Here is a 21,534-nt window from a genome sequence, read left to right as displayed (position 1 = left end):
CGGCGTCCCGCACTTTCCTGCCATTCATAGGCTCTCCCCGTAGGCGCCGCAGCCAGGAGCGCCGGCCTCGGGCCGGTCTTTGTGGCGGGCGGCGAAATCGGCCGTTGTCTGTACGGTCTTGTCCGGATAATTCGGGGCGCATTCCGAAGGACAAGGGCGTCTCCGATCGTCGATCTGACGAAAGGAGCGCAACGTGCTGGCTCTTGGCCGTACAAGACGGTGGGCTGCGGGAATCGCCGCGGCACTGGCATTGATCGTGGCGTTTCCCACCAGCGCGCAGGCAGCGGTGGGCGACCTCGTCTTCGTCCGGACGATCTCACAGAACGTGCCCGGTGCCGTGGACATCGGCCCGGTCAATCCGCTGGACTGGGCGTCGGCGGCGGCGCTGTCGGGCAATGGGATCACCGTCTACGTCGTGGCCGGCGGCGATGGTGGGTCAGGCACGGCGCAGCCGGCGATTTCCACGTTCCGCCGGGCGGGGAACGACACGCTGTCCCTCACTGGCTGCATGGGCGGTCTTCCGGGGTGCCGCCCGACGAAGGTGAACGATGAGGAGATCCCGAGCCGCTTGTACGCCGCCAGCTCTGTGGTGACCGCGGGCGTCCACGTGTACGTGCCCACTCCCGCCGCCGTGGTCGGCTTCAGCACGGCGGCCAATGGCGACCTCGTGACGGATTTCTGCGTCTGGGATCCGTCGTGCGGCAGTGTGGCGGCCCTGCCCGGGCTCGCTCCCTGGGCGACGTCACAGAACGCGCTGACGGCGACCGCGGACGGCCGCGACCTGTACCTGTACGCGGCAGGCGGCGGCAAGGGTGCGGTGTACCACCTGCGGCGTGACGGCGTCACTGGCCGCCTGGCCTACAGCGGCTGTATCGGGGAGGCGATGCCGGGCTGCACCCCGATTGGCCGCACCGGCGTCATGACATCCTCGGGCGACGTCGTCGTCAGCGCCGACGGGCGCAGCCTCTACGTCGTGGCCCAGCGGCCCGGCTCGGTGACGCACTTCCGGCGAGACCTCACGACGGGCTCGCTCACGGAGGCGGGATGTGTGGGCGAGTCCGGGGCCGGCGGCTGCACGATCCCCGCCACCGACGGCCTGCTCGGTATCACCCAGGGCGCGATCACCCAGGCCGGCGACAGCCTCTACGTGTCGGGACCGAGTGGTGTCACCCATCTGCACCGCGACACCACCACCGGGGACATCGCCTATTGGGGCTGCATCGGTTACGTCGCGGGGTGCCATGCCACCGGTCCCCAGGGCCAGTACGTCGACGTGGCGGTCACCGCCGACGGCACGAGCGTCTACGGGAGCATCCAAGGCCAGGCCTTCGCGTGGGGAGCAGTCACCCACCTGCGCCGTTCCGGCAATGGCGACTTGGCGTACGCCGGGTGCATCGGGGAGGGCCTGCCGCAATGGTGCCGCCCGATCGGGTTGACCGGGGTGATGAACCACGCCGGCCCGGTGCTCGCTCCCACCAGTTCGCGGGTCGTCTACAGCCTGGGTGTCCACGCGCGTGGGGCGATCAGCCAGTTCACCCGGATGACGTCATAGGAGGGCGGAGAGCTACCGCGGTGAAACGCCTCGGGTCGGTCGAGGTCTGAGTTCGGTGTGACCAGGGTGGTGGGCCTCACCCGGCCCGCCACCCGGGTTCCGGGCTCCGGTGATCACTGGGCCGAGTGCCGCGTAGTCGCTTGAACGCCACGCTCAGCGCGAAGGCGTTGGCGTAGCCCACCTTCCTCGCGATCGTGCCCACCGTATGGTCGGTCTTCCGCAGCAGGTCCGCGGCCAGGGCGATCCGCCAGTCCGCGAGGTAGGACATCGGCGGTTCGCCGACCAGCGCGGTGAACCGCCGGGCGAGCGCCGCCCGCGACACCCCCACCTTGGCCGCCAGGTCCGCCACCGTCCAAGGGTGGGCGGGTGTGTCGTGCAACAGCCGCAGCGCGGTACCCACGACCGGGTCGTCCAGTGCGCGGCACCAGGCCGGGGCATCGGCGTCTGGGTTGTCGAACCAGCTGCGCAGCGCGGAGACCAGCATCAGGTCCAGCAGCCGGTCCAGCACCAGCTGCTGTCCCGGCCGGTCTCGGGCGACCTCCTCGGCCACCGTCTCCACCGATGGGTAGGGGCTGCCCTCGGCCGGCACCACCAGCACGGCGGGCAGGGCCTGCAGCAGTCGTTCGCTGAGCTCTCCCCGGCGTTCGAAAGCCCCGCTGACCAGCACGGCGGCCCCGTCGGCCGGTGTTCCGCAGGTCCGGGCGGGCCCGGAGGCGGGCTCGACGCCCTCGGCCCCCGGGCAGTAGTCGGCGCTGGTCACCACCAGCGAGGGTGTGGTCGCGGGGTCGTCGGCCACCGTGTAGGGCGCGTCGCCGCGGATGACGGCGATGTCGCCGACGTCGATGGGCACCGGTTCGTGCTGGTCGGTAACGATCCAGGCCCGGCCGCGCAGCATCGTGGCCAGCGTCAGCGGGGCGCCACTGGCCATCCGCAGGGCCCAGGGCGGTCGCATGATCGTCTGCCGGAAGACGGCGCCGCGCGCCCGTACCTCTGCCAACAGCTCCGACACGGCGTCCATGCCCTCAGTGTAGACGCCTAGACATCAAGCAGAGCTTCCAAGCCATGGATCGTCTCAGCACCAGCCGGTTGACTGGGGTCATGTCTGAACATCCAATTCTGGTCACCGGGGCGACCGGTAAGTCCGGTCGCCGCGTCGTCAGCCGACTGCGGGCCAAGGGGCTGCCGGTTCGCGCGGCGGCCCGGAACGGCGAGCACGTCTTCGACTGGACCGACCGCGGCACCTGGGATGCCGCTCTGGAGGGCGTGCGGTCCATCTACATCGTGCAACTGGACGGCACGAAGCTTGTTCGCCCGTTCATCGAGCGGGCGGTGCGGCATGGGGCGCGGCGGATCGTGCTGGCCTCGGGGCGCGGGATCGACGATCCGGACTACGCGAAGGACAGCAGCGGCATCTTGGAGGGCCTCGTCGACAGCGAGGCCGCCGTGCGGGAGAGCGGTCTGGAGTGGACGATCAGCAGGCCGGGCTGGTTCGCGCAGAACTTCAGCGAGGGCTTCTTCGCCGATGCCATCCGCGCCGGTGAGCTGCGGTTGCCCGCCGGCGGTGGGGCTGCCAGCTTCGTCGATGCCGAGGACATCGCCGCGGTTGTGGTCGCCGCGCTGACCGAGGACCGGCACGCGGGCCAGGTCTATGAGTTGTCCGGACCCCGGGCGGTGACGCTGACCGAGGCGGTCGCCACGATCTCCGAGGCCACCGGCCGCGAAATCCGCTATGTGCCGCTCTCTGCCGAGGACTACGTCGCGGAACTCGTTCGGCAGGGATTGCCGCCCGCGGAGGCCGAAGCCTTCGCGGACGTCATTGAGCCACTCAGGGAGGGTACGGACGAGTACGTCTCCGACGGCGTGCAGCGTGCCCTTGGCCGCCCGCCGCGGACCTTCGCCGAATTCGCCCAGTCCACTGCGGCCGCAGGCGGTTGGCCGGCCTGACCGTCTCACCCGAAACCGGCGCGACCGACCCGAACCGGCAGTCGCCCAAGGTCGTCACGGCCCTGGGTGACTGCGGTCATCGCCGCCGGAGTCTCCGACGGTGGAGACGAGCGGCGAGATCGCCCCTCGGGCATTGCCGGCGCGGCGGGTCGCCTGGCCGGCCGGCCTGGCGCGGGAGCTGACCGCCCGCGCCCTAGTCGGGAAGGGCCGGCTTGGCGTCGGTCCAGCCCGAGTCCACGACCAGCCAGTAGCCCAGCATCCTGCCGGGAACCTGCCACTTCTCGCTGTTGGGGCCTGGTTCGAGCTGGACGTCACGGCTGCCCAGGACCTTGCCGGTCCGCTGGTCGAAGAGCACCTCTCTCTGGATCTTCCCGCGGCCGTCGGCGCTCTCGAACGGGGCCGCGAGGCCGACCGCCGGCCGGCCGAGGGGATCCGTGACGGTGCCTAGCTGCTGCACGCCCGGATAATCGCCGCTACTTCGACGAGGTGGCCAAGCGGCTGGGCGAGCGCGGCCTGGCCGAGCTGCCGGTGTGGCGCGAGAACCTGCAGCACCACGCGGCCGGCTGCTACTCCTCGCACTCCGGCGTCAAGGCGTGGCAGCGCAGGGCGCAGGCGGCGGTGCTGTCGGCGGAGCGGTGGGCCGCGATCGCCGGCCACGACGCCCGCGCGGACCTGGAGCGGGCGTGGAAGCAGGTGCTGTTCAACCAGTTCCACGACGTGTTGCCGGGCTCGGCCATCGAGCCCGCCTACGACGACGCCCGCGACCAGCTCGGCGAGGCGGTCGCGATCGCCAAGCGGATCATCACCAGGGCGCACAACGTGATCGCCCGCGACATCCACGTCCCCGAGGAGACCGGCACCCAGCCGGTGGTCGTCTTCAACCCGCACCCGTGGCCGGTCAGGACCCGGGTCGAGATCCAGTACGGCCTCGCGCCCACCGGCGTGCGGGTGGTGGACGCCGACGGCACGGACGTGCCCTGCCAGCCGATCCAGCCGGTGGCCACCACCGACCGGTTCACGTACCTGCTGGTGCCGCACGCCGGCGACTGGCGGGCCGCCGGGCTGACGCGGCGGGCGGCGGTGCTCAGCTCCCCGGTGCGCGCGATGCTGGAGAGCTTCCACCGCGGCACCCTGCCCGCGGCCTGCGGCTACCTCGATGACGGCGGCGGCCAGGTCATGGTGACTGCGGTGAAGCGGCACGAGGACGCGCCGCGCGACCTCGTCGTCCGCGCCGTCGAGACCACGGGGCGGGCCGCCGTCGCCACGCTCGACCTGCCGCTGGCCGGGATCAGGCTGACGGCGGACTTCGGGCCGAGCCAGATCCGTACGTTCCGGATTCCCCTGGACGATCCGCTCTCCGTGGTCGAGACGGATCTGGTCGAGCTGGGCACCCGCAAGGGCGCGTTCACGGTGGAACCATGGTGATCCCCGACCCCGGTGGGGGAGAGGTGGTCGTCGAGGCGCCGGGCCGTAGACGATCGGGGGCGCGGGGCGAGCGGCTGCCAGCATGTAAGCCGCACGCTCACACCTTCAACGGTATCCTTGAACCCCTTGTGTAAACTTTGAGCCGAATCCCGGCGCCCCACGAGGCCAGACCTTCAACACGGTGAGGCACCCATGTCCGGTGAGCGACTCCGGCCGGTGGACCTTGCGCGCCGGCACGGCCTGTCCACGCAGGCGATCAGGAACTACGAGCAGGCCGGCATCCTCCCGCCTGCCGGCCGCACGTCCACCGGCTACCGCACCTACACCTCGCTCCACGCGCAAGCCCTGCGCGCGTTCGTCGCCCTGGTGCCCGCGCACGGCCACCCGACGGCGACCTCGATCATGGAGGCGGTGAACCGGGGTGCGACCGAGGACGCCTTGAAGCTCATCGACGAGAGCCACGCCCAGCTTCTCGAGGACCGACGGACCCTCCAAGCCGTAGAGAGCGCGCTCCGTGATCTGGCGCCGCCGGAGCCGCCCAGCGCTCCCGAGCCGGGCGTCACCTTCGTCGGGCCGCTGGCCAGGAAACTCGGGATCCGACCGGCGACGCTGCGCAAATGGGAGCGCGCGGGACTGGTCCAGCCGCGACGCGACCCGCACACCGGCTACCGGGTCTACTCCGCGGCCGACGTACGGGATGCCCGGCTGGCGCGCCAGCTCAGGCGGGGCGGATATCTGCTGGAGCAGATCGCCCCGCTGCTCGCGCAGGTACGGTCCGCCGGAGGGCTGGCGCCCCTGGAGGCCGCCCTGCGCGAGTGGCACGGCAGGCTGTCCGCCCGCGGGCGCTCGATGCTGGGCGGCGCCGCCGAACTGGACGCGTACCTCCGCTTGCGCGCTCTCACCGAGGCCGAGCGCCAGGACGGCGGCGCGGCGACGGCCGAGTAGACCGCCTCACCCGCGCCGCCGGCACCGCGCGCCAGTGTCGCCGGCGCGAGGGGACGATCAGCTGCCGACCGGCTCCGCACGCAGACTGGCCGAGTGCTTGACCAGCGCGATCAGGACCTCCCTGCTGGAGTCCCGTTTCCTGGCGTCGCACATGATGATGGGGATCGACGGGTCGAGTTGCAGCGCCAGTCGTACCTCGTCCAGCTCGAACGTCGGCGACCCCTCGAAGCAGTTGACCGCCACCACGAACGGCGTGCCGCGGCGCTCGAAATAGTCCACCGACGGGAAGCAGTCCGCCAGGCGCCGGGTGTCGGCCAGGATGACGGCGCCGAGCGAGCCCTCCGCCAGCTCGTCCCACACGAACCAGAACCGCTCCTGCCCCGGCGTCCCGAACAGGTACAGGACGTATTCGGTGCCGAGCGTGATGCGGCCGAAGTCCATGGCCACGGTGGTGGTCCGCTTGGCCTCCACCGAGGTGAGGTCGTCCACGCCGATCCCGCGGTCGGTGAGGATCTCCTCCGTCCGCAGCGGCCGGGTCTCGGAGACGGCGCCGACCATCGTCGTCTTGCCCGCGCCGAAGCCGCCGGCAATGAGGATCTTGATTGCCGTGGGGAGGCGCGGGCGCTCAGAGCGAGCGAAGGCCATCGAGCACCGCCCTATACATCTTCATGTCACGCATGTCCACCTCGGATTGGGGTTCCTGAGCAGAGACGAGTTCTCGGTCGAACAAGTCTCCGAGCAGCACGCGGATGGTGCCGGCGGGCAGGTCCAGGTGCGCGGCGATCTCGGCGACCGACTTGGGCTCACGGCAAAGCTGGAGGATACGCAGGTGTTCGGGGTCTAACCCGGCGTCCGGGCCCGGCGGCGGACCGATCGCCAGAGCCATGGAGATCAGGTCGAACCTGCCGTGCGCGGGCTGGGTCCGGCCCCTGGTGACGACGTAGGGCCGGATGATCTCCGGGTCGACCCAGTGCTCGTCCGTCGGGTCGTCCGGGCCTGTCACCGGTCGCTCCTCGCGACGGCCTCGGCGGTGCGGGCTCCCGAGGTGAGGTATTGCCCCACCCTGGCCACCATCATCGCCATCTCGTACGCGACCAGCCCGATGTCGGCGTTCTGCGCGCACAGCACGGCCAGGCAGGCCCGCTCGCCCGCCGTGGTGACGATGAGGAACTGGGATTTCCACTCCACGACCGTCTGCCGCACCGCGCCGCCGGAGATCTGCTCCGCGACGCCCTTGGCCAGGCTCTGCAGCCCGGAGGCCACGGCGGACAGGTGCTCGCCGTCGGTCCGCTGCAACCCGGCCGACGAGGCCATCAGCAGGCCGTCGGAGGACAGCACGATGGCGTGTTCGGCCTCCTTCACGCGCCCGACGAGGTCGTCGAGCAGCCAGTTGAGATCGGTGCCCGCAGAGGGGGTCATTTCTCGCCTCCCGACTGCTCATCCAGCATCCTGGCCGCCTCGGTGCGGCCAAGGCGGGTGCCCGACTGCAGAGATCCCATCATTCTGCGGATCTCCTCCGGCGAGCGCTCGTCATCGTCCTCCTCGAGATCGGGCTGCGTGGGCGTGTCGGTACGCAGCGCTGGCGCCAGGTTGGCCTGCGGCACGCGGAGCGGCAGCCCTGACGGCGTGAACTCGGCCACAGGCTGCTGCTCCGGTTCGGCTGGACTTTCAGGTACAGGTTCGGGTTCAGGTTCGGGGGCGCGAGGGGGAACGGGGACCGGGCGCGCGGGCTTGAGTGTGCGCACGTTCTCCGCGGCGACCGGACGCGTCGCCGTGGCCACGGCCGTCGCCCGGCGCGGCAGCCGCTCCCGGCCGCCGCCCTGCGGCTGCGGCATGGGGTCGAGCTGCACGAGCTCCTGCGGCAGCAGCACCACGACCGTGGTCCCGCCGTACGGGGACGCCTTGAGCACCACCTGGATGTCGTGCCGCCGGGCCAGCTGGCTGACCACGTAGAGCCCGAGCCGGGCGGTGCCGGTGATGCGGAACTCGGGCGGGTCGGCGATGCGCGCGTTGGCGGACTCCAGGTCCTCGGGCTTCATGCCCAGGCCCCGGTCCTCGATCTCGATCACGTACCCGTTGGCCACGAGCTGGCCGCTGACCTGCACGTTCGTGTACGGGGGCGAGAACGACACGGCGTTCTCGATCAGCTCGGCGAGCAGGTGGATGACGTCGCCCACGGCCCGGCCGATGAGGACGACCTCGCCCATCGGCATGAGCGTGACGCGGGTGTAGTCCTCGACCTCGGCCAGCGCACCGCGTACCACGTCGACCATGGGCACCGAGCGGCGCCAGGTACGGGCAGGGGAGGAGCCGGAGAGCACGATGAGGTTCTCGGCGTTGCGCCGCATGCGGATGGCCAGGTGGTCCAGCCGGAAGAGCTCCTTCAGCTCCTCGGGGTCGGTCTCGCGGCGCTCCATCACGTCCAGGACGGTCAGCTGCCGGTGCACCAGGCCCTGAGTCCTGCGGGCCAGGCTGAGCAGGATGTCGCGGATGCTGCGGCGCAGCTCCGCCTGCTCGGCGGCCACCTTGATCGCGGTGCGCTGGACGGTGTTGAACGCCTGGCCCACCTGGCCGATCTCGTCGTCGCCGAACTGCAGCGGCGGCGCCTCGGCGGCCACGTCGACGTCCTCGCCGCGGCCGATGCGCTCGACGATCCCGGGCAGCCGCTCGTCCGACAGCTCGTGCGCGGCGTCGCGCAGCTTCTTGAGCTGCGCCAGCAGCGACCTGGTCGTGGTGACCGAAAGGATGATCGACGCCACGACCGCGAACAGGCCGAGACCGCCGGCCAGCACGAGCCGGATGATGACGCCCACGGCACCGGGCACGGCCCGGTCGACCAGCCGGTCGCCGCCGTCGGAGATGAGCTTCTCCAGCGCCGCGCGGGCGGGCTCGGTGCTCGAGCGCCACTCCGTGCTGGTCACCACCGCGGGCAAGCCGGTGCCGGACTGCTGGGCGAGCCGCTGCTCCAGCACGTGCAACTGGCCCACGGTGCGGGACTTCGCCCAGGCGCTGTACGCGGCCGCCTCCTCCGCCGGGAGCTGGGCCGCGGCCTGCTCGAGCGAGATGCGGTAGAAGCCGGACAGCTGCACGAACTGGGTGTGCTCCGACGGTGTGAACCCGCCCTTGGCCAGCGCGCCGGCGACGAGCGCGTCCGCGCGGGCCAGATATTCGCTCGACCGGCTGATCGCGAGCAAGGTGCGGGCGTCCTTGGCGATCTCCTTGTCGTCCAGCGAGGCCACCGAATCGAACATGTGGTAGACCGAGTCGATGACCTTGTTGTAGGAGTCGGCCGCCTGCGCGCGTTCGGACCGGCCGGCGTCGATCGTCTTCCTGACCGTGCCGATGCCCTCGGCGCTGTGCAACACTTCGTCGATGCGGCGCCTCAGCGGGGCGTCGGCCGCGAACTGGACGCTGGCGCTCGTCGCGGACAGCGCGAGCTCCGCGCGCGCCGCGTCCGTCCTGACCCGCTGGTCGCGCAGCATCTTGTCGGGCATCCGCCCGCCGGTGCCCAGGGCCACCAGAGTGAGCCGGCGCTCCCGCTGCAGCTCGGCGAGCAGGCGCTCGCTGGGCTGCACGGCGCCGCTGTCGACGGTGGTGGCGCCGACCAGATTCACACCTTCGCGCAGCGTAACCCAGGCGGCGAAACCCCACAGGGCGACCAGCGACACCAGCAGGGCTGTCACCTTTGTTCGCACGCCGAAGTTGCGCAAACGCATAATTGGCCGTCCAGGTCAGGGGGTTACGTTAAGCCGGCTGTCAAGGCATACGCGAGTATTTCTTGGCTTCGGCACCCGGGACACCTTAGCAACGCCTCAAACCACACTCAAGGCGGGTAATACCGCTACGTAGTACTACGTCCTCATCTGAACTGTTCGAATCGCACATGCTATAACATGTCGTGCTGCCAGGATCGCTGCTCCCACGACGGCTATGGGGGTGTAAAGGTCCTTGTCATGCCACATTGGCGGATAATCTGACATTTCGCTCGCACGCCCTAAATACTCGTGGCTCCGAGCGGCGGCCTGCCGGAAACGCTCCTCGACCCCGTGGCCCCGTACCGCCTCGGGCAGTAGCAACGCCTGCACCGCGTACGCGGTCTCCTCCGGAGTGCCCTCCCAGCGTCCCCAGGACCCGTCGGCGCGCTGCGTGGCCAGCAGCCATTCGCGCGCTCTGTCCACGGTGGGCGCGCGGCCAGGGCCGCCGTACTCGCCGAGCGCGAGGACGCAGCTCAGCGTCGCATAGTACGGGGAGGCGTGCCAGCGGTCGTCCCAGCTCCCGTCCGGCCGCTGCCGCTCGGCCAGCAGACTCGCCAGCCGCTTCCGCACCTGCGCGTACGTGCCCGCCCGGTCGGGCCGGCTGGCCGCGTACGCGCCGAACGCGTCGAGCACGTGGGCGTTCACGCTGATGGAGAAGCCGTCCTCGCCCCGCCAGGTGCAGAAGTGCTTCCCTGTGTCGAACGCCAGCAAGCTCTTCGGATCACGTGCCACGCCGTGCAGCGCCAGCGCGTGCAGCGCGACGGACGTCGTGTCGGCGTCCGCCGGCAGCCCGGGTCCGGCAGGCGTGCCGGCCGGGCCGATCGCCGCTCTGAGGTCGGCCACCATCTCCGGCGGCACGGCAACGCGGATGCCGGCCCGGGCCAGCCAGCTCAGGACCCAGCCGCGCTCGAACACGGTGATGGGCAGGCCGACGGGGACCGGGCCGCCGTACCTGGTGACGACCGCTTCCAGATGGCTCCTGGCGGAGTCGGCGTCGAGCGGGACGCCGCTGCCGAGCCAGGCGGCGGTCGCGGCGGGAGAGGCGCCGATCGTGCCGATCGCCGTCGGCTGTACGGAGCTTGCGCCGCCCGCCGCCAGGCCCGTCACCTCCAGCGCGTGCAGTAGCTTCTCGGGCAGCTCCGCGCCGGAGGCCACCGCGTGGCGGACGCGCTCGACGCGGGAGTAATCCAGGCCGGGAGGCAGGGGGAGCGGCTCGCCTACGCCGTGGGCGTTGATGAGAGCGATCAGCGACGGAACGATCAGGTCGACGGCCGGCATGTCCGGCAGGTTCGCCGCCCGCGGCAGCCGCTCTCGCAGCGCGGCCAATCCTCGGCGGGCGGCGTCCACCGCACCGGCGGTGAGCAGGGCCTCCGTGGCGCTCAGCGTCGGGACCAGGCCGTAGTTGCCCGGCGCGCCCCACGACCCGTCCGGGGACTGCGTCGCCAGCAGGAAGTCGATGCGCTCGCGATGTCCGGTCAGCCACGGTGCCAGGGTGACCAGCCGCCCGGTCTCGTAGATCGACGCGGACACCTGACCCCACGGCGTGGCCATCAGCGTGGCGACCAGGGCGTCTGCCTCGCGGGCGGTGCTCACAGCTCTCCCCAGTAGTCGGAAACGCCGTAGAAGCCGGTGTTGAAGCCCACCTGCCGCTCGAGGTAAAGCGCGGTCCTGGGACTGGTCTCGCAGAACGGGGCGATCAGCTCGGCGGCCGTACGGGCGTGCCGCGCCATCCGCTCCGTCACCTCGGTACGCCGGGCGCCCAGCACCAGCGCGTTGGCGTCGCCCCAGCGCGCTTCCCTGTCGTACGTGGCCAGGTCGTTCAGCAGCCGCAGATAACGCTGTACCTCGTCGCCCGCCTCGCGCACGAGGTCCAGGTTGGCGAGCGTCCACGCCTCGCCGATGTACAGCCAGTGCGAGAGGTTGACGAAGGAGGAACCGCAGCTGTCGGCGTTCAGCAGATAGACGTCCAGGTCGACCGTGGTCTTGGATTCGCGCCAGTCCCACTCCTGGAGCATGGCGGAAAGCATGCGCCGGAGCTGGTCGCTCCATCGGGGGTCGCCCCCCACGTCATCGCGGAGCCCGGCGAGTACCCGGGCGAGCGGGCTGCGCGCCACATCGCCGCCGGCTACGGCCAGGCAGTCCGCGACCAGCGCGGCCAACTCGTCACGGGATCTGGTGACGCGGTCGACGAGCAGGTCCGCTGCGAACACCCACAGCGCCGCCCGGTTCACCACCCTCAGCTCCTCCACTGTGGCCCAGGGCGAGCCGAACGCGCCGACCAGTCCCAGCGAGTGGAAGAAGCCCCCGTCGAAGGGCCGGGCGGGGAAGAGTCCGGGGTGCTCGGCGGCGTGGCGGGCCAAGTCGCGCGCGCACTCGACCGCCAGCGCACTGGTCCTGCCCAGCTCGGCCGCCGTGCCGAGATCGGTCATGAGTGCCCTGCCGGGACGAGCGTCATCGACAGCCCGGTCGCCGGCCGCAGCGTCGAGGCGAGCCGTGGGGCGATCGGCCCGGTCGTGTGCAGGATCGGCCGGTACCTGCACAGGATCCCGGCGATCAGCAGCAGCGCCTCCATCATGAACAGCCGAGGTCCCAGGCAGGCGTGCGGCCCGGCCGCGAACGGAAAGTACGCGTACCGGTGCCGCCCGTGGTCGTTCCCCGGCGCGAACCGTTCAGGGTCGAACTCCAGTGGCCGATTCCAGAACTCCGGCAGCCGGTGCGTCAGGTACGGGCTCAGCACCACGGTGGATCCGGCCGCGATCTCGACCTCGCCGATCGTGTCGGCTCCCACCGCCGTACGGGGCAGGATCCAGCCCGGCGGGTAGAGGCGCACCAGCTCGTCCACGAACATCTTCAGGTACGTCAGCTCCGGCAGGTGCGCGACTGTGACGGGTCCGTTCCCGACCACCCGCCGCACCTCTTCGTACACCTTGGCGGCGATCTTCGGATGCGCGTCCAGGATCGGCCAGACCCAGGTGAGCGCGGTGACGGAGGTCTCGGTGGCGGCGCCGTGCACGGCGACCATGTCGTCTCTGATCAGCCGGTCCGCGTCCGCCTCGGTCCGGCGGACGCCGACGAGTCTGGAGACCAGGTCGGCCTCCTCGCCGCCGCGCAGCTTGGCGTAGTCGATGCGGGGGTAGACGACCTCGTCAATGGTCCTGATCGCCTGCTTGAAGGCCCTGTCGCCGGGCAGTGGGAAGCTCTGCGGCACGAACGGGAGCAGCAGCCTGATCGACCTGGCCGTCACGCCCGTGTCGTAGGCGGGGGCCAGCCGGTCGATGTCCGCGTCGGAGATCGTCGCACCCAGGAACAGCCGCACGATCGTGGGGTGGATCAGGGCCGAAATGGCCTCGGCGACGTCGAAGCGGCGATTGGGGACCATGGTGGTGTCGATCAATTCGTCGATGATCTGCGCCATGCGGTCGGTGAGGGAGTTGACGTACCTTGCCGAGAACACCGGTTGCAGGATCTTCCTGCTTGCCGCCCAGCCATCGCCGTCGGACAGGATGCCCTGGCCGAGCAGCGGGGCCAACGGGTCCCAGAACATGCCGGCCCGGACGTAGTTGGGCTGGTTGGTCTTCAGGATGTGCTGGACGTGGTCCGGGTGGGTGACGAGGTAGGGGCGAAAGGGGCCCATGTTCAGCCTGACGAGCTCGCTGCCCGCGCGGCTGGCGGCCTCCTCGAAGGCGTGGACTGGGGTACGCGCGTGTCTGGCCAGTGAGCGGAGGAAGGGAACGGTTCTTGCTTGACGCGTCGGCACACCGCCGAACGACACGCGGACCTCCACGGGAGCCTGTCTGTTATGACAGGTAATCTGACAAAAGTTAAACTTTCGGTGGAGTATCACACGAACGTCCGTGTAGATTCAAGATCGCACTGATGGGGGAGCGTGCATGAAGCCTGGGCATCCGGCCCCCGTTCGGCCCGGCGGTGAGGCGATCGACCGCTGCCGGCGGCTGCTCGTTCCCGCGCTCCGCGAGGCGGTCTCCGCGCTGCATCCGTGGAGTGCCAGGATGGCCGCGTTCACGCTCGGGTGGTCGGATGTGGACGGTCGCCCGTACGAGGGCGACAGCGGCAAGGGCCTGCGGCCCGCGTTCGCCATGCTCAGTGCGGAGGCCGTGGGAGGCGGCGCGGAGTCGGCGCTGCCCGGGGCGGTGGCGGTGGAGCTGGTGCATGCGTTCTCACTGGTGCACGACGACATCATCGACAACGACGAGCGCCGCAGGCACCGGGACGCGCTCTGGAAGGCCTACGGCGTGGGCCCCGCCCTGCTGGCCGGCGATGCGCTCCTGGCCCTGGCCATCGGCCAGCTCGCCGGTCGGCCGGACGCCATGCGCTACCTCTCCGCGGCTCTCATCGAGCTCGTCAAGGGCCAGACCGCCGACATGGCCTTCGAGAACCGTCCCTGGGCCGGCCCCAACGAGGTCACCGTCGCCGAGTACACCGAGATGGCCGCAGGCAAGACCGGTGCGCTGCTGGGCGCCGCCGCGGCGACGGGCGTGACCCTGGGGGGCGCGGCCGAGCTGGCCGAGCGCATGTGGCAGATGGGCCGCGACCTCGGGGTGGCCTTCCAGATCACGGATGACATGCTCGGCATCTGGGGCGACCCCCGGGTCACGGGCAAACCCGTGCACGGCGATCTGCGGCGCGACAAGAAGACCTTTCCCGTGCTCGCGGCCGTCGGCGCGGGCGGTACGGCCGCGCGCGAGCTGTCCGCCATCCTGGCCGCGGGCGCCACGGACGAGGAGTCCTTGCGGCGGGCCGCCCACCTCGTGGAGGAGGCCGGCGGCCGCGCCGCGTCCCAGGCGCTGGCTGACCGATACCTGGCCGCGGCGCTCGAGGTCCTCGACGAATGTCTGCCGGGCGCGACAGAGCTGCGTTCCTTGTGCGACGGGCTCGTGAACCGCGTCCGCTGACACCCCGCGTCTTCGCGCCCGTCCCGCGCTTTTGCGCCCGCCTTGCGCTGCGTGCGCGTAGGCCGGGTGGGCCCGCCGGACGAACCTGCCACGCCAGGCGGGACCGGGGCGCTCGGTTCGCCAGGTGGGGGTCAGGGACGAGAGGCCTCCTCCAGGAGGGCCAGCTCTTCGGCGCTCAGCGCCAGGCCGGCGGCCGCCATCAAGGGCTGGAACTGGTCGGTGTTGCGCGCGCTGGCGATCGGCGCGGTGATCGTCGGTTGCGCCACCAGCCAGGCCAGCGCCACGGTGGCGGGGGCCACCCCGCGCTCGGCCGCCACCTTGGTCAGCGCGTCCAGCGTCCTGCGCCCGTGCTCGGTCGCCAGATATTCGCTCGCCTTGCCCGCCCGCGGGCTGTCGACGCTCACGCCCGGCGCGTACTTGCCCGTCAGGAAGCCGCGCGCGAGCCCGAAGTACGGCGTGCTGGCCAGCCCCTCCTTGGCCACCACCTCCCGCAGTGCGCCCTCGTAACCGCGCTCGACCAGGTTGTACTCCTGCTGCAGCGCTACATACCGGGTCAGCCCCTCGTCGTCGGAGATCTTGACCGCCTCCGCCAGCCGGGCCGCGCCGTAGTTGGACGCGCCGACGTACCGGATCTTGCCTTCGCGCACCAGCGCGTCGAACGCGGCCAGCGACTCCACCAGCGGCGTGTCGTGGTCGTCCACATGCGCCCAGTAGAGGTCGATGTAGTCGGTACGCAGCCGCCGCAGCGAGTCCTCGACCGCCGTGCGGATGGTCGCCGGGGCCAGGCCCGTCAGTCCCTCCAGCATGCCGACCTTGGTGGCGAGGACGATCGAGTCGCGGTTGCGCCGCTCGGCCAGCCACTCCCCGATGATCACCTCCGCGGTGGACTCGCCGGTCGCCCAGTACGGATACACGTCGGCGGTGTCGATGAAGTTGCCGCCGCCCTCGACGTAGGCGTCCAGGATCGCGAACGACGTCTCCTTGTCCGCCGTCCAGCCGAAGACATTGGTGCCGAGCGATATCGGGAAAACGGACAGAGCCGTGGTGCCTATGGATCTCATTCCGCTATTATCCGCACCCCCGCCGGCCGCCCCGATCCCCGGCCCCCTGGTGATGGGCAGAGGAAAGATCCAGGTCACGGGGCGTGAGCGGCCACACCAGCAGCGTGCCCGCCGGCATCAGCGCCGCTCCCGCCCCGCTGGTCAGCGTCAGCGAGTCGGTGAAGGCCGCCGTGGCCCGCTCGGCCAGTCGCGCGCCCTCCGCGCCCGGCTCCCCGGCCACGCCGAGCGCCCCCGCCCGGCCAGTAGCCCAGCGGCGCCGGCGCCAGGAAGAGCAGCAGGAACCCCAGCCCGGTCACGGCCAGCCCGCCCGAGCCGATGGCGGCAGGGCCGCGTCTCTAGCGATGAAGTCGCAGGTGGCGCTATGGTTCGTGCTGTGGTGATGGGTGACGCGCGGACACGCATCCTGGACGCGGCAGAAGAGTTGTTCGCGGGCTCTGGTTTCGAGGCCACCCCGACTGCGGTCATCGCCAAGCTCGCGAAGGTGCCCAAAAGCCTGCTCTCGGACTACTTCCCGCGCAAGATCGACGTACTGGTCGCGCTCGTCAACGAGCGCACGCAGATCGAGGAGGGGCACGAGGTCGACGCGGTCCCCGGCGACCCCGCGGGGACGCTGGCCCGGCTGGCCCGCGCGCTGCCGCTGCGCGCCTCACCGGCGATGCGGCGCATCCTGTTCCGCGAGGCCGACACACACGGCTCGGTCAAGGAACGGCTCGGGCGCCTCAACGGCGAGCTGATCAGGCGCTCCAGGTTCGCGCTGGAGCTGGCGCTGCCCGGCGCGCGTGGTGACGCGGCCCGGCTGGAGGCGGCGGCGGCCATGTTCGCCGCCGTCCTGCTCTACCAGGAGAACCTCTGGCAGCTAACCGGCCACCAGATCGATCCCGACGCTGTCGCGGAACTCATCGCCCACGCGCTCGTCTAGCAGCTCGTCCAGCGCCTTACGCAGGTGGCCGACCAGGCTCCACACGTCGTCCACCCGCTCGGGGCAGGCCACGATGCCGAAGTCCAGCATGCCGTCGTAGGAGAAACACGTGATGTTCAGGCCGCCGCTCATGTCGGTCAGCACGGACAGCGGATAGTACGACAGCACCCGCCCGCCGCACAGGTAGAGCGGGAACTGAGGGCCCGGCACGTTGCTGATGATCAGGTTGATCGGCGGGAACGCCATCCCCGCCAGCCGGAAGATCGTCGGCGTGGCCAGGCTGGTGACCGGGACGGGCAGCAGGGAGCACAGCTCGCTCAGCCAGGTCGCCGGGGCCAGCGCGAAACGCCGCTTGGCCCGGCCCATGGTCGCGCCCACCTCCCGCAGGCGCTGCTTGGCGTCGGAGACGTGCGTGGGCAGCGGGGCGACCATGGCGGAGATCTGGTTGCCGACCAGGTCTCTGGCTCCGGCCGTACGGACCGCCACGGGAACGGCGACGATCAGCGGCCCGTCCGGCAGCGCGTCCCGCTCGCGCAGCCACGAGCGCAGGGCCGACGTGCACAGCGTCATGACGACGTCGTTGACACTCAGGCCGTTGGCCTTGGCGACGATCTTGACATCCTTGAGCGACACCGAGCCGAAGGACAGGTGGCGGCGGGCGCTGATGGGGCCGTTGATCGGGGTGCGGGGCACGGCCAGGCTGGGCAGCTCGGGCCGGTCGGGCCGCTCCCTGGCGACCAGCCGCGCGGCCTTGGCGATCAGCTTCGCGCCGGGCAGGCCCGCGGCCAGCGGGATGGCGTCCAGGTCGCCCGCGGCTCTCACGATCGACTGCGCGGCGCGCACGGGGTGCGTGGCGGTCCGAACGGCGGCGCCGGCCAGCATGCCGATCAGCCCGGGCGCCTTCTCCTGGTGCTGGTCTTCGCCGGACGGGGCGGCGTACCGCTGCGGCGCGCCGTCCTCGGCCGCGGTGGTGCGGATCCTGCCGCGCTTCAGGTGGCCGTCCGGGCTGAGATCGAGCAGAGTGGCCAGGGTCTCCGCGCCGGAGATGCCGTCGATGGCGGCGTGGTGCACCTTCGTGTAGATGGCCACCCTGCCGTCCGGCAGCCCGTTGATCAGGTGCATCTCCCACAGCGGATGGGCCCGGTCGAGCTTGCGGGCGTGGATCTCCGCGACCGCCTCGGCCAGCTGCCAGTCGTTCCCGGGAGCGGGCAGCGTCAGCTCGAACAGGTGGTTGCCGAGGTCGAAGCCGGGGTCGGGGGCCCAGTAGGGATGGTCCAGCCCGAACGGCACCGCGGCCAGCCGCAGGCTGAGGGCGGGGGAGAGATGCATCCGGTCGAGCAGTAGCTCCTCGAGCGCGTCCCTGCTGAGGGAGCCGTCAGCGGAGTCCAGTATCGCCAGCCCGGCCACGTGCGCGGCGGTGGTCGCCGTCTCGACATTGAGGAACTGGGCGTCGAGTGCGGTCAGCTGGCGCATCTGCTCTCCTTATCCCGGCGTATGTGAAGGATGGCACCACGGGATTTCCGGAAGGTTTCCGCGAGAGTCTTTCAGATGAATTCAGATGCGCCGGACCAGGGTAATGAGAATCGCCAGCTCAACCGGTATCGGTGACAATTTCCTACCCCATGACAACGTGAATGGGGTGTTGCACGACGGCGTCGAAGTGATAGCCGAACGGGTGCCGTGGCGTGACGAGCGGTTGCGTGGCGCCGGTCTCGTCGGTCGCCCTGGCCATGAGCGCGTGGCCGCCCGGGCGGCGGGGAGCCCATGCGATGTGCCATGGCAACCAGGCGCCGACCAGGTGGTGGCCGTGGTGCTCGGCCTCGCGCCAGCTGATCCCGCCGTCGAGGCTGACTTCGACCCGGACGATCCTGCCCCGCCCCGACCAGGATCGGCCGTGCAGGATGTGCGGCCCCGGGAGGGGCAGGCGGGCGTTCCACGGGAGCTCGAAAGCGCTCTTCACGGGTTGCGTCGTGAGGTCCGGGTAAAAGACGGTGTTCCATGGGGTGAACAGCTTTCTTGTTGAAACTTCTATGTCACCGAGCCATTTGATCGACGCAATTCCCGCCCATCCCGGCACCACCAGTCGTACCGGAAATCCATGATCGGGGGGCAGCGGCTCGCCGTTCATCTCGTAGGCGACGAGCACGTCGTCCATGGCCTTGCCGATCGGCAGCGGCCTGCGTACGTGGCCGTAGTCCTCGAAGGGCGCGTCCAGCCCCGTGGGCAGCACGTCCACGGCGTCCGGCCGCACGCCTGCCTCCTTGAGCAGGTGTTTCAGCGGCACGCCGCGCCACCGCGCGACCCCGATCGCGCCCAGGCCCCACTGCGTTCCGGGGGCGGGCTCGTGCTGCTGCGTCCCGTAGAACCGCCGCCCGTTGCCCGCGCACTCGATCGCCACGTCCTGCGTCCGCGACGGCATGGCGCGCAGCTCGTCGTAGCCGAACTCGCGGGGACATCGGATCCCCTGCCCGTGCAGCCGCAGCCGCCAGGTGGTGACGTCGATGAGAGGGGTGTGGGTGTGATTCCGCACGAAGAACCGGTCGGCCGGGGTGTGGTATCCCTGCCCCGCCATGGCCTCCCACCGCATCTCGGCGCTCGCGCCGTGCACTCTGAACAGGTGGCCGGGCAGCGGCTTCACGATCGTCGCCATGGTTTGCCTCATGGACCTCACCTCCGTAACACTTATTCCCTACCTGTAAACCATCTAATCTCCTGTCGTCGTCTCCATGTATTTACCCTGGTGAGGGAGCTGGAGACGGTCAGATGCCAAGTCGCCGCCGTAGAAGCCGGCACCGTCGGCCCCGGAGGCCGCCGGAGTGGCGGACCGGCCACCGCCGCACCCTGTCCGCCCTCTCACCAGGCCCAGCGCGACCTCCGGCAACGGACTCTGGGACTAAGCTGATCAGATGCGAGCGGTTGCGTTTGACGTCTTCGCAGGTGAGCTTGACCTGCGCGAACTACCCGATCCCGGGCCGGCCCCGCACGGAGCGGTGATCAGGGTCGAGGCGACAGGGCTGTGCCGCTCCGACTGGCACGGCTGGCAGGGCCACGACCCGGACATCAAGGCCCTGCCCCACGTGCCGGGACACGAACTGGCCGGCGTGATCGAGGCGGTCGGCTCCGACGTGCGCGGCTGGCGTCCCGGCGCGCGGGTGACCGTGCCGTTCATCTGCGCCTGCGGCTCGTGCCCGTCCTGCGCCACCGGCGACCAGCAGGTGTGCGAGCGGCAGACGCAGCCGGGCTTCACCCACTGGGGCTCCTTCGCCGAGTACGTCGCCATCGACCACGCCGACGTCAACCTGATCGCGATCCCCGAGGACATGGCCTACGTCACGGCGGCCGGGCTCGGCTGCCGCTTCGCGACCGCGTTCCGCGCCGTGGCGCAGGTGGGCGAGGTACGCCCGGGCGAGTGGGTGGCGGTGCACGGCTGCGGCGGCGTGGGCCTGTCCGCCGTGATGATCGCGACGGCCGCCGGCGCCCGCGTGGTGGCCGTCGACATCAGCACCGACGCGCTGCACCTGGCCGAACAGGCCGGCGCCACGCACTTCGTCAACGGCCGGGCCGGCGACGTGGCGGCCCAGGTCAGGGAGCTGACCAGGGGCGGCGCGCACGTGTCCATCGACGCGCTGGGCAGCCCGGGCACGTGCGCTGCCTCCATCGAGAGCCTGCGCCGCAAGGGCAGGCACGTCCAGGTGGGGCTGCTGCCCGGCGGGCCGACGCCGGTGCCGATGGACCGCGTGATCGGCCACGAGCTGCGGCTGCTCGGCAGCCACGGCATGGCCGCGCACGCCTACCCGCAGATGCTGGAGATGATCAGAGGCGGGATCCTGCATCCCGACCAGCTCATCACCCGCAGGATCGGGCTCGCCGACGCCGGCAAGGCGCTGGCCTCGATCGGCTCGGTGCCGGGCGTCACGATGATCACTCCTCGATCGCCACTCTGACGTTCTGGGCATCCGGTAGCCAGGCACCCCGGGGAGCGGGCGTCCTCAGGGACGCATGGGGCGCCGGTTGGCCGGATGGACCGGGTCCTATGGTGGTCGGTATGGATTACATGCGACTTGGTGACACGGGTTTGAAGGTCTCGCGGGTGTGCCTGGGGATGATGAGCTACGGCGACCCGGCCCGCCAGGAGTGGGCGTTGCCGCAGGACCAGGCCGAGCCGATCATCCGCAGGGCGGCCGAGGCGGGCGTGACGTTCTTCGACACCGCCGACGTCTACAGCCTGGGCGAGAGCGAGGTCGTGACCGGCAACGTGCTGCGCGGGATCTTCCCGCGGCGTGAGGACTACGTGCTGGCGACCAAGGTGTATTTCCCGATGGGCGAGGGAGTCAACGACCAGGGCCTGTCGCGCAAGCACATCCTCGCCTCCATCGACGCCTCGCTCGACCGGCTCGGCACCGACTACGTGGACCTTTACCAGATCCACCGGTGGGACGACGAGACGCCCATCGAGGAGACCATGGAGGCGCTGCACGACGTGGTCAAGGCCGGAAAGGCCCGCTACATCGGCGCCTCCAGCATGTGGGCCTGGCAGTTCGCCAAGGCGCAGCAGGTGGCCGAGCGCAACGGGTGGACGAAGTTCGTCTCCATGCAGGACCACTACAACCTGCTCTACCGCGAGGAGGAGCGCGAGATGCTCCCGCTCTGCCTCGACCAGGGCGTGGGCGTGATCCCGTGGAGCCCGCTGGCCCGCGGCGTGCTGGCCAGGGCGGGCACGAACGCCACGACGACCAGGACGGGTTCGGACGCGCGCATCGACGCACTCTACGACCCGGAGAACGACAAGCTGATCCTCGACCGGGTGGCGCAGGTGGCGGCCGAGCGCGGCCTGCCCGCGGCCCAGGTCGCCCTGGCCTGGCTGCTGCACCAGCCCGCCGTCACCGCACCGATCGTCGGGGCCACGAAGGACCGCCATGTCGACGACGCGGTGGCCGCTGTGAGCGTGTCGTTGTCGGAGGAGGAGCTGGCGTTCCTGGCCGAGCCGTACCGGCCGCGCGAGGTGCGCTTCTGACCATCC

The 21,534-nt window shown here is 70.8% G+C and carries 21 protein-coding genes; 8 read left to right on the top strand and 13 right to left on the bottom strand.

What is annotated here, in order from left to right; genetic code table 11:
- Positions 1 to 193 precede the first annotated feature (193 nt).
- On the top strand, positions 194 to 1,552 hold the full coding sequence (locus tag ACTMTI_RS29840; protein ID WP_441123876.1) for a hypothetical protein: 1,359 nt from the start codon (positions 194 to 196) through the stop codon (positions 1,550 to 1,552).
- 76 nt (positions 1,553 to 1,628) lie between these two features.
- Here ACTMTI_RS29840 and ACTMTI_RS29835 read toward each other — a convergent pair whose 3' ends face one another.
- Entirely contained in the window at positions 1,629 to 2,570 is a 942-nt protein-coding gene (locus ACTMTI_RS29835) for an AraC family transcriptional regulator (protein ID WP_441123875.1), read from the bottom strand.
- Positions 2,571 to 2,614: 44 nt separating this feature from the next.
- On the opposite strand from ACTMTI_RS29835, the gene ACTMTI_RS29830 reads away from it, so the two are divergent.
- Complete coding sequence (locus tag ACTMTI_RS29830; RefSeq protein ID WP_441123874.1) at positions 2,615 to 3,496, top strand: SDR family oxidoreductase; 882 nt, start codon at positions 2,615 to 2,617, stop codon at positions 3,494 to 3,496.
- 193 nt (positions 3,497 to 3,689) lie between these two features.
- On the opposite strand, the gene ACTMTI_RS29825 is transcribed toward ACTMTI_RS29830, so the two are convergent.
- The gene (locus ACTMTI_RS29825; RefSeq protein ID WP_441123873.1) at positions 3,690 to 3,953 is read right to left on the bottom strand and encodes a hypothetical protein; all 264 of its coding nucleotides are present in this window, start codon (positions 3,951 to 3,953) and stop codon (positions 3,690 to 3,692) included.
- A gap of 29 nt (positions 3,954 to 3,982) precedes the next feature.
- Here ACTMTI_RS29825 and ACTMTI_RS29820 point away from each other — a divergent pair, with 29 nt between their 5' ends.
- Both ACTMTI_RS29820 and ACTMTI_RS29815 read left to right on the top strand, forming a co-directional pair.
- A complete protein-coding gene (locus tag ACTMTI_RS29820; RefSeq protein ID WP_441123872.1) occupies positions 3,983 to 4,921 on the top strand; it encodes a hypothetical protein in 939 nt (312 codons plus the stop codon).
- A 192-nt stretch (positions 4,922 to 5,113) separates the two neighbouring features.
- A complete protein-coding gene (locus ACTMTI_RS29815) occupies positions 5,114 to 5,866 on the top strand; it encodes a TioE family transcriptional regulator (RefSeq protein ID WP_441123871.1) in 753 nt (250 codons plus the stop codon).
- Positions 5,867 to 5,923: 57 nt separating this feature from the next.
- On the opposite strand, the gene ACTMTI_RS29810 is transcribed toward ACTMTI_RS29815, so the two are convergent.
- The 7 genes from ACTMTI_RS29810 to ACTMTI_RS29780 all read right to left on the bottom strand — a co-directional run bounded on the left by ACTMTI_RS29810 (position 5,924) and on the right by ACTMTI_RS29780 (position 13,393).
- A complete protein-coding gene (locus ACTMTI_RS29810; protein ID WP_441123870.1) occupies positions 5,924 to 6,511 on the bottom strand; it encodes a GTP-binding protein in 588 nt (195 codons plus the stop codon).
- A complete protein-coding gene (locus ACTMTI_RS29805) occupies positions 6,492 to 6,869 on the bottom strand; it encodes a DUF742 domain-containing protein (RefSeq protein WP_441123869.1) in 378 nt (125 codons plus the stop codon). The genes ACTMTI_RS29810 and ACTMTI_RS29805 overlap by 20 nt, the downstream gene beginning before the upstream one ends.
- A complete protein-coding gene (locus tag ACTMTI_RS29800) occupies positions 6,866 to 7,285 on the bottom strand; it encodes a roadblock/LC7 domain-containing protein (RefSeq protein WP_441123868.1) in 420 nt (139 codons plus the stop codon). Before ACTMTI_RS29800 ends, ACTMTI_RS29805 begins: the two co-directional genes overlap by 4 nt.
- Positions 7,282 to 9,582: a sensor histidine kinase gene (locus ACTMTI_RS29795; protein ID WP_441123867.1), complete on the bottom strand. Its 2,301-nt coding sequence runs from the start codon at positions 9,580 to 9,582 to the stop codon at positions 7,282 to 7,284. Before ACTMTI_RS29795 ends, ACTMTI_RS29800 begins: the two co-directional genes overlap by 4 nt.
- Positions 9,583 to 9,717: 135 nt before the next feature.
- Positions 9,718 to 11,214: a prenyltransferase/squalene oxidase repeat-containing protein gene (locus ACTMTI_RS29790; protein WP_441123866.1), complete on the bottom strand. Its 1,497-nt coding sequence runs from the start codon at positions 11,212 to 11,214 to the stop codon at positions 9,718 to 9,720.
- Positions 11,211 to 12,050, bottom strand: coding sequence for a terpene synthase family protein (locus ACTMTI_RS29785; protein ID WP_441123865.1), 840 nt, complete (start codon positions 12,048 to 12,050; stop codon positions 11,211 to 11,213). Before ACTMTI_RS29785 ends, ACTMTI_RS29790 begins: the two co-directional genes overlap by 4 nt.
- Positions 12,047 to 13,393, bottom strand: a complete 1,347-nt coding sequence (locus tag ACTMTI_RS29780) for a cytochrome P450 (protein WP_441123864.1) — start codon at positions 13,391 to 13,393, stop codon at positions 12,047 to 12,049. The genes ACTMTI_RS29785 and ACTMTI_RS29780 overlap by 4 nt, the downstream gene beginning before the upstream one ends.
- A gap of 118 nt (positions 13,394 to 13,511) precedes the next feature.
- Between ACTMTI_RS29780 and ACTMTI_RS29775 the strand changes: the two genes are divergently transcribed.
- Positions 13,512 to 14,534 carry a polyprenyl synthetase family protein gene (locus ACTMTI_RS29775; RefSeq protein WP_441123863.1) on the top strand — a complete coding sequence of 341 codons (1,023 nt, stop codon included), beginning with the start codon at positions 13,512 to 13,514 and terminating at the stop codon, positions 14,532 to 14,534.
- 131 nt (positions 14,535 to 14,665) lie between these two features.
- Here ACTMTI_RS29775 and ACTMTI_RS29770 read toward each other — a convergent pair whose 3' ends face one another.
- Both ACTMTI_RS29770 and ACTMTI_RS29765 read right to left on the bottom strand, forming a co-directional pair.
- Positions 14,666 to 15,595 (bottom strand): aldo/keto reductase, encoded by a 930-nt coding sequence (locus tag ACTMTI_RS29770; protein WP_441123862.1) that lies wholly within the window; start codon positions 15,593 to 15,595, stop codon positions 14,666 to 14,668.
- Between the two features lie 7 nt (positions 15,596 to 15,602).
- Positions 15,603 to 15,815: a hypothetical protein gene (locus tag ACTMTI_RS29765; RefSeq protein ID WP_441123861.1), complete on the bottom strand. Its 213-nt coding sequence runs from the start codon at positions 15,813 to 15,815 to the stop codon at positions 15,603 to 15,605.
- Positions 15,816 to 15,956: 141 nt separating this feature from the next.
- On the opposite strand from ACTMTI_RS29765, the gene ACTMTI_RS29760 reads away from it, so the two are divergent.
- Positions 15,957 to 16,514, top strand: coding sequence for a TetR/AcrR family transcriptional regulator (locus tag ACTMTI_RS29760; protein ID WP_441123860.1), 558 nt, complete (start codon positions 15,957 to 15,959; stop codon positions 16,512 to 16,514).
- Here ACTMTI_RS29760 and ACTMTI_RS29755 read toward each other — a convergent pair.
- On the bottom strand, positions 16,452 to 17,987 hold the full coding sequence (locus ACTMTI_RS29755; RefSeq protein ID WP_441123859.1) for a WS/DGAT/MGAT family O-acyltransferase: 1,536 nt from the start codon (positions 17,985 to 17,987) through the stop codon (positions 16,452 to 16,454). The genes ACTMTI_RS29760 and ACTMTI_RS29755 overlap by 63 nt on opposite strands.
- 142 nt (positions 17,988 to 18,129) lie before the next feature.
- Positions 18,130 to 19,176, bottom strand: coding sequence for a sulfite oxidase (locus tag ACTMTI_RS29750; protein ID WP_441123858.1), 1,047 nt, complete (start codon positions 19,174 to 19,176; stop codon positions 18,130 to 18,132).
- A 244-nt stretch (positions 19,177 to 19,420) separates the two neighbouring features.
- Here ACTMTI_RS29750 and ACTMTI_RS29745 point away from each other — a divergent pair, with 244 nt between their 5' ends.
- Both ACTMTI_RS29745 and ACTMTI_RS29740 read left to right on the top strand, forming a co-directional pair.
- Entirely contained in the window at positions 19,421 to 20,458 is a 1,038-nt protein-coding gene (locus tag ACTMTI_RS29745; protein WP_441123857.1) for a zinc-dependent alcohol dehydrogenase family protein, read from the top strand.
- 101 nt (positions 20,459 to 20,559) lie between these two features.
- The gene (locus tag ACTMTI_RS29740) at positions 20,560 to 21,528 is read left to right on the top strand and encodes an aldo/keto reductase (RefSeq protein ID WP_441123856.1); all 969 of its coding nucleotides are present in this window, start codon (positions 20,560 to 20,562) and stop codon (positions 21,526 to 21,528) included.
- Positions 21,529 to 21,534 lie beyond the last annotated feature (6 nt).

It is taken from the genome of Nonomuraea sp. H19, from assembly GCF_052068215.1.
GTDB lineage: Bacteria > Actinomycetota > Actinomycetes > Streptosporangiales > Streptosporangiaceae > Nonomuraea.
Note: the sequence above shows the minus strand (reverse complement) of the source record. Positions and strands in the feature narration are given on the sequence as shown.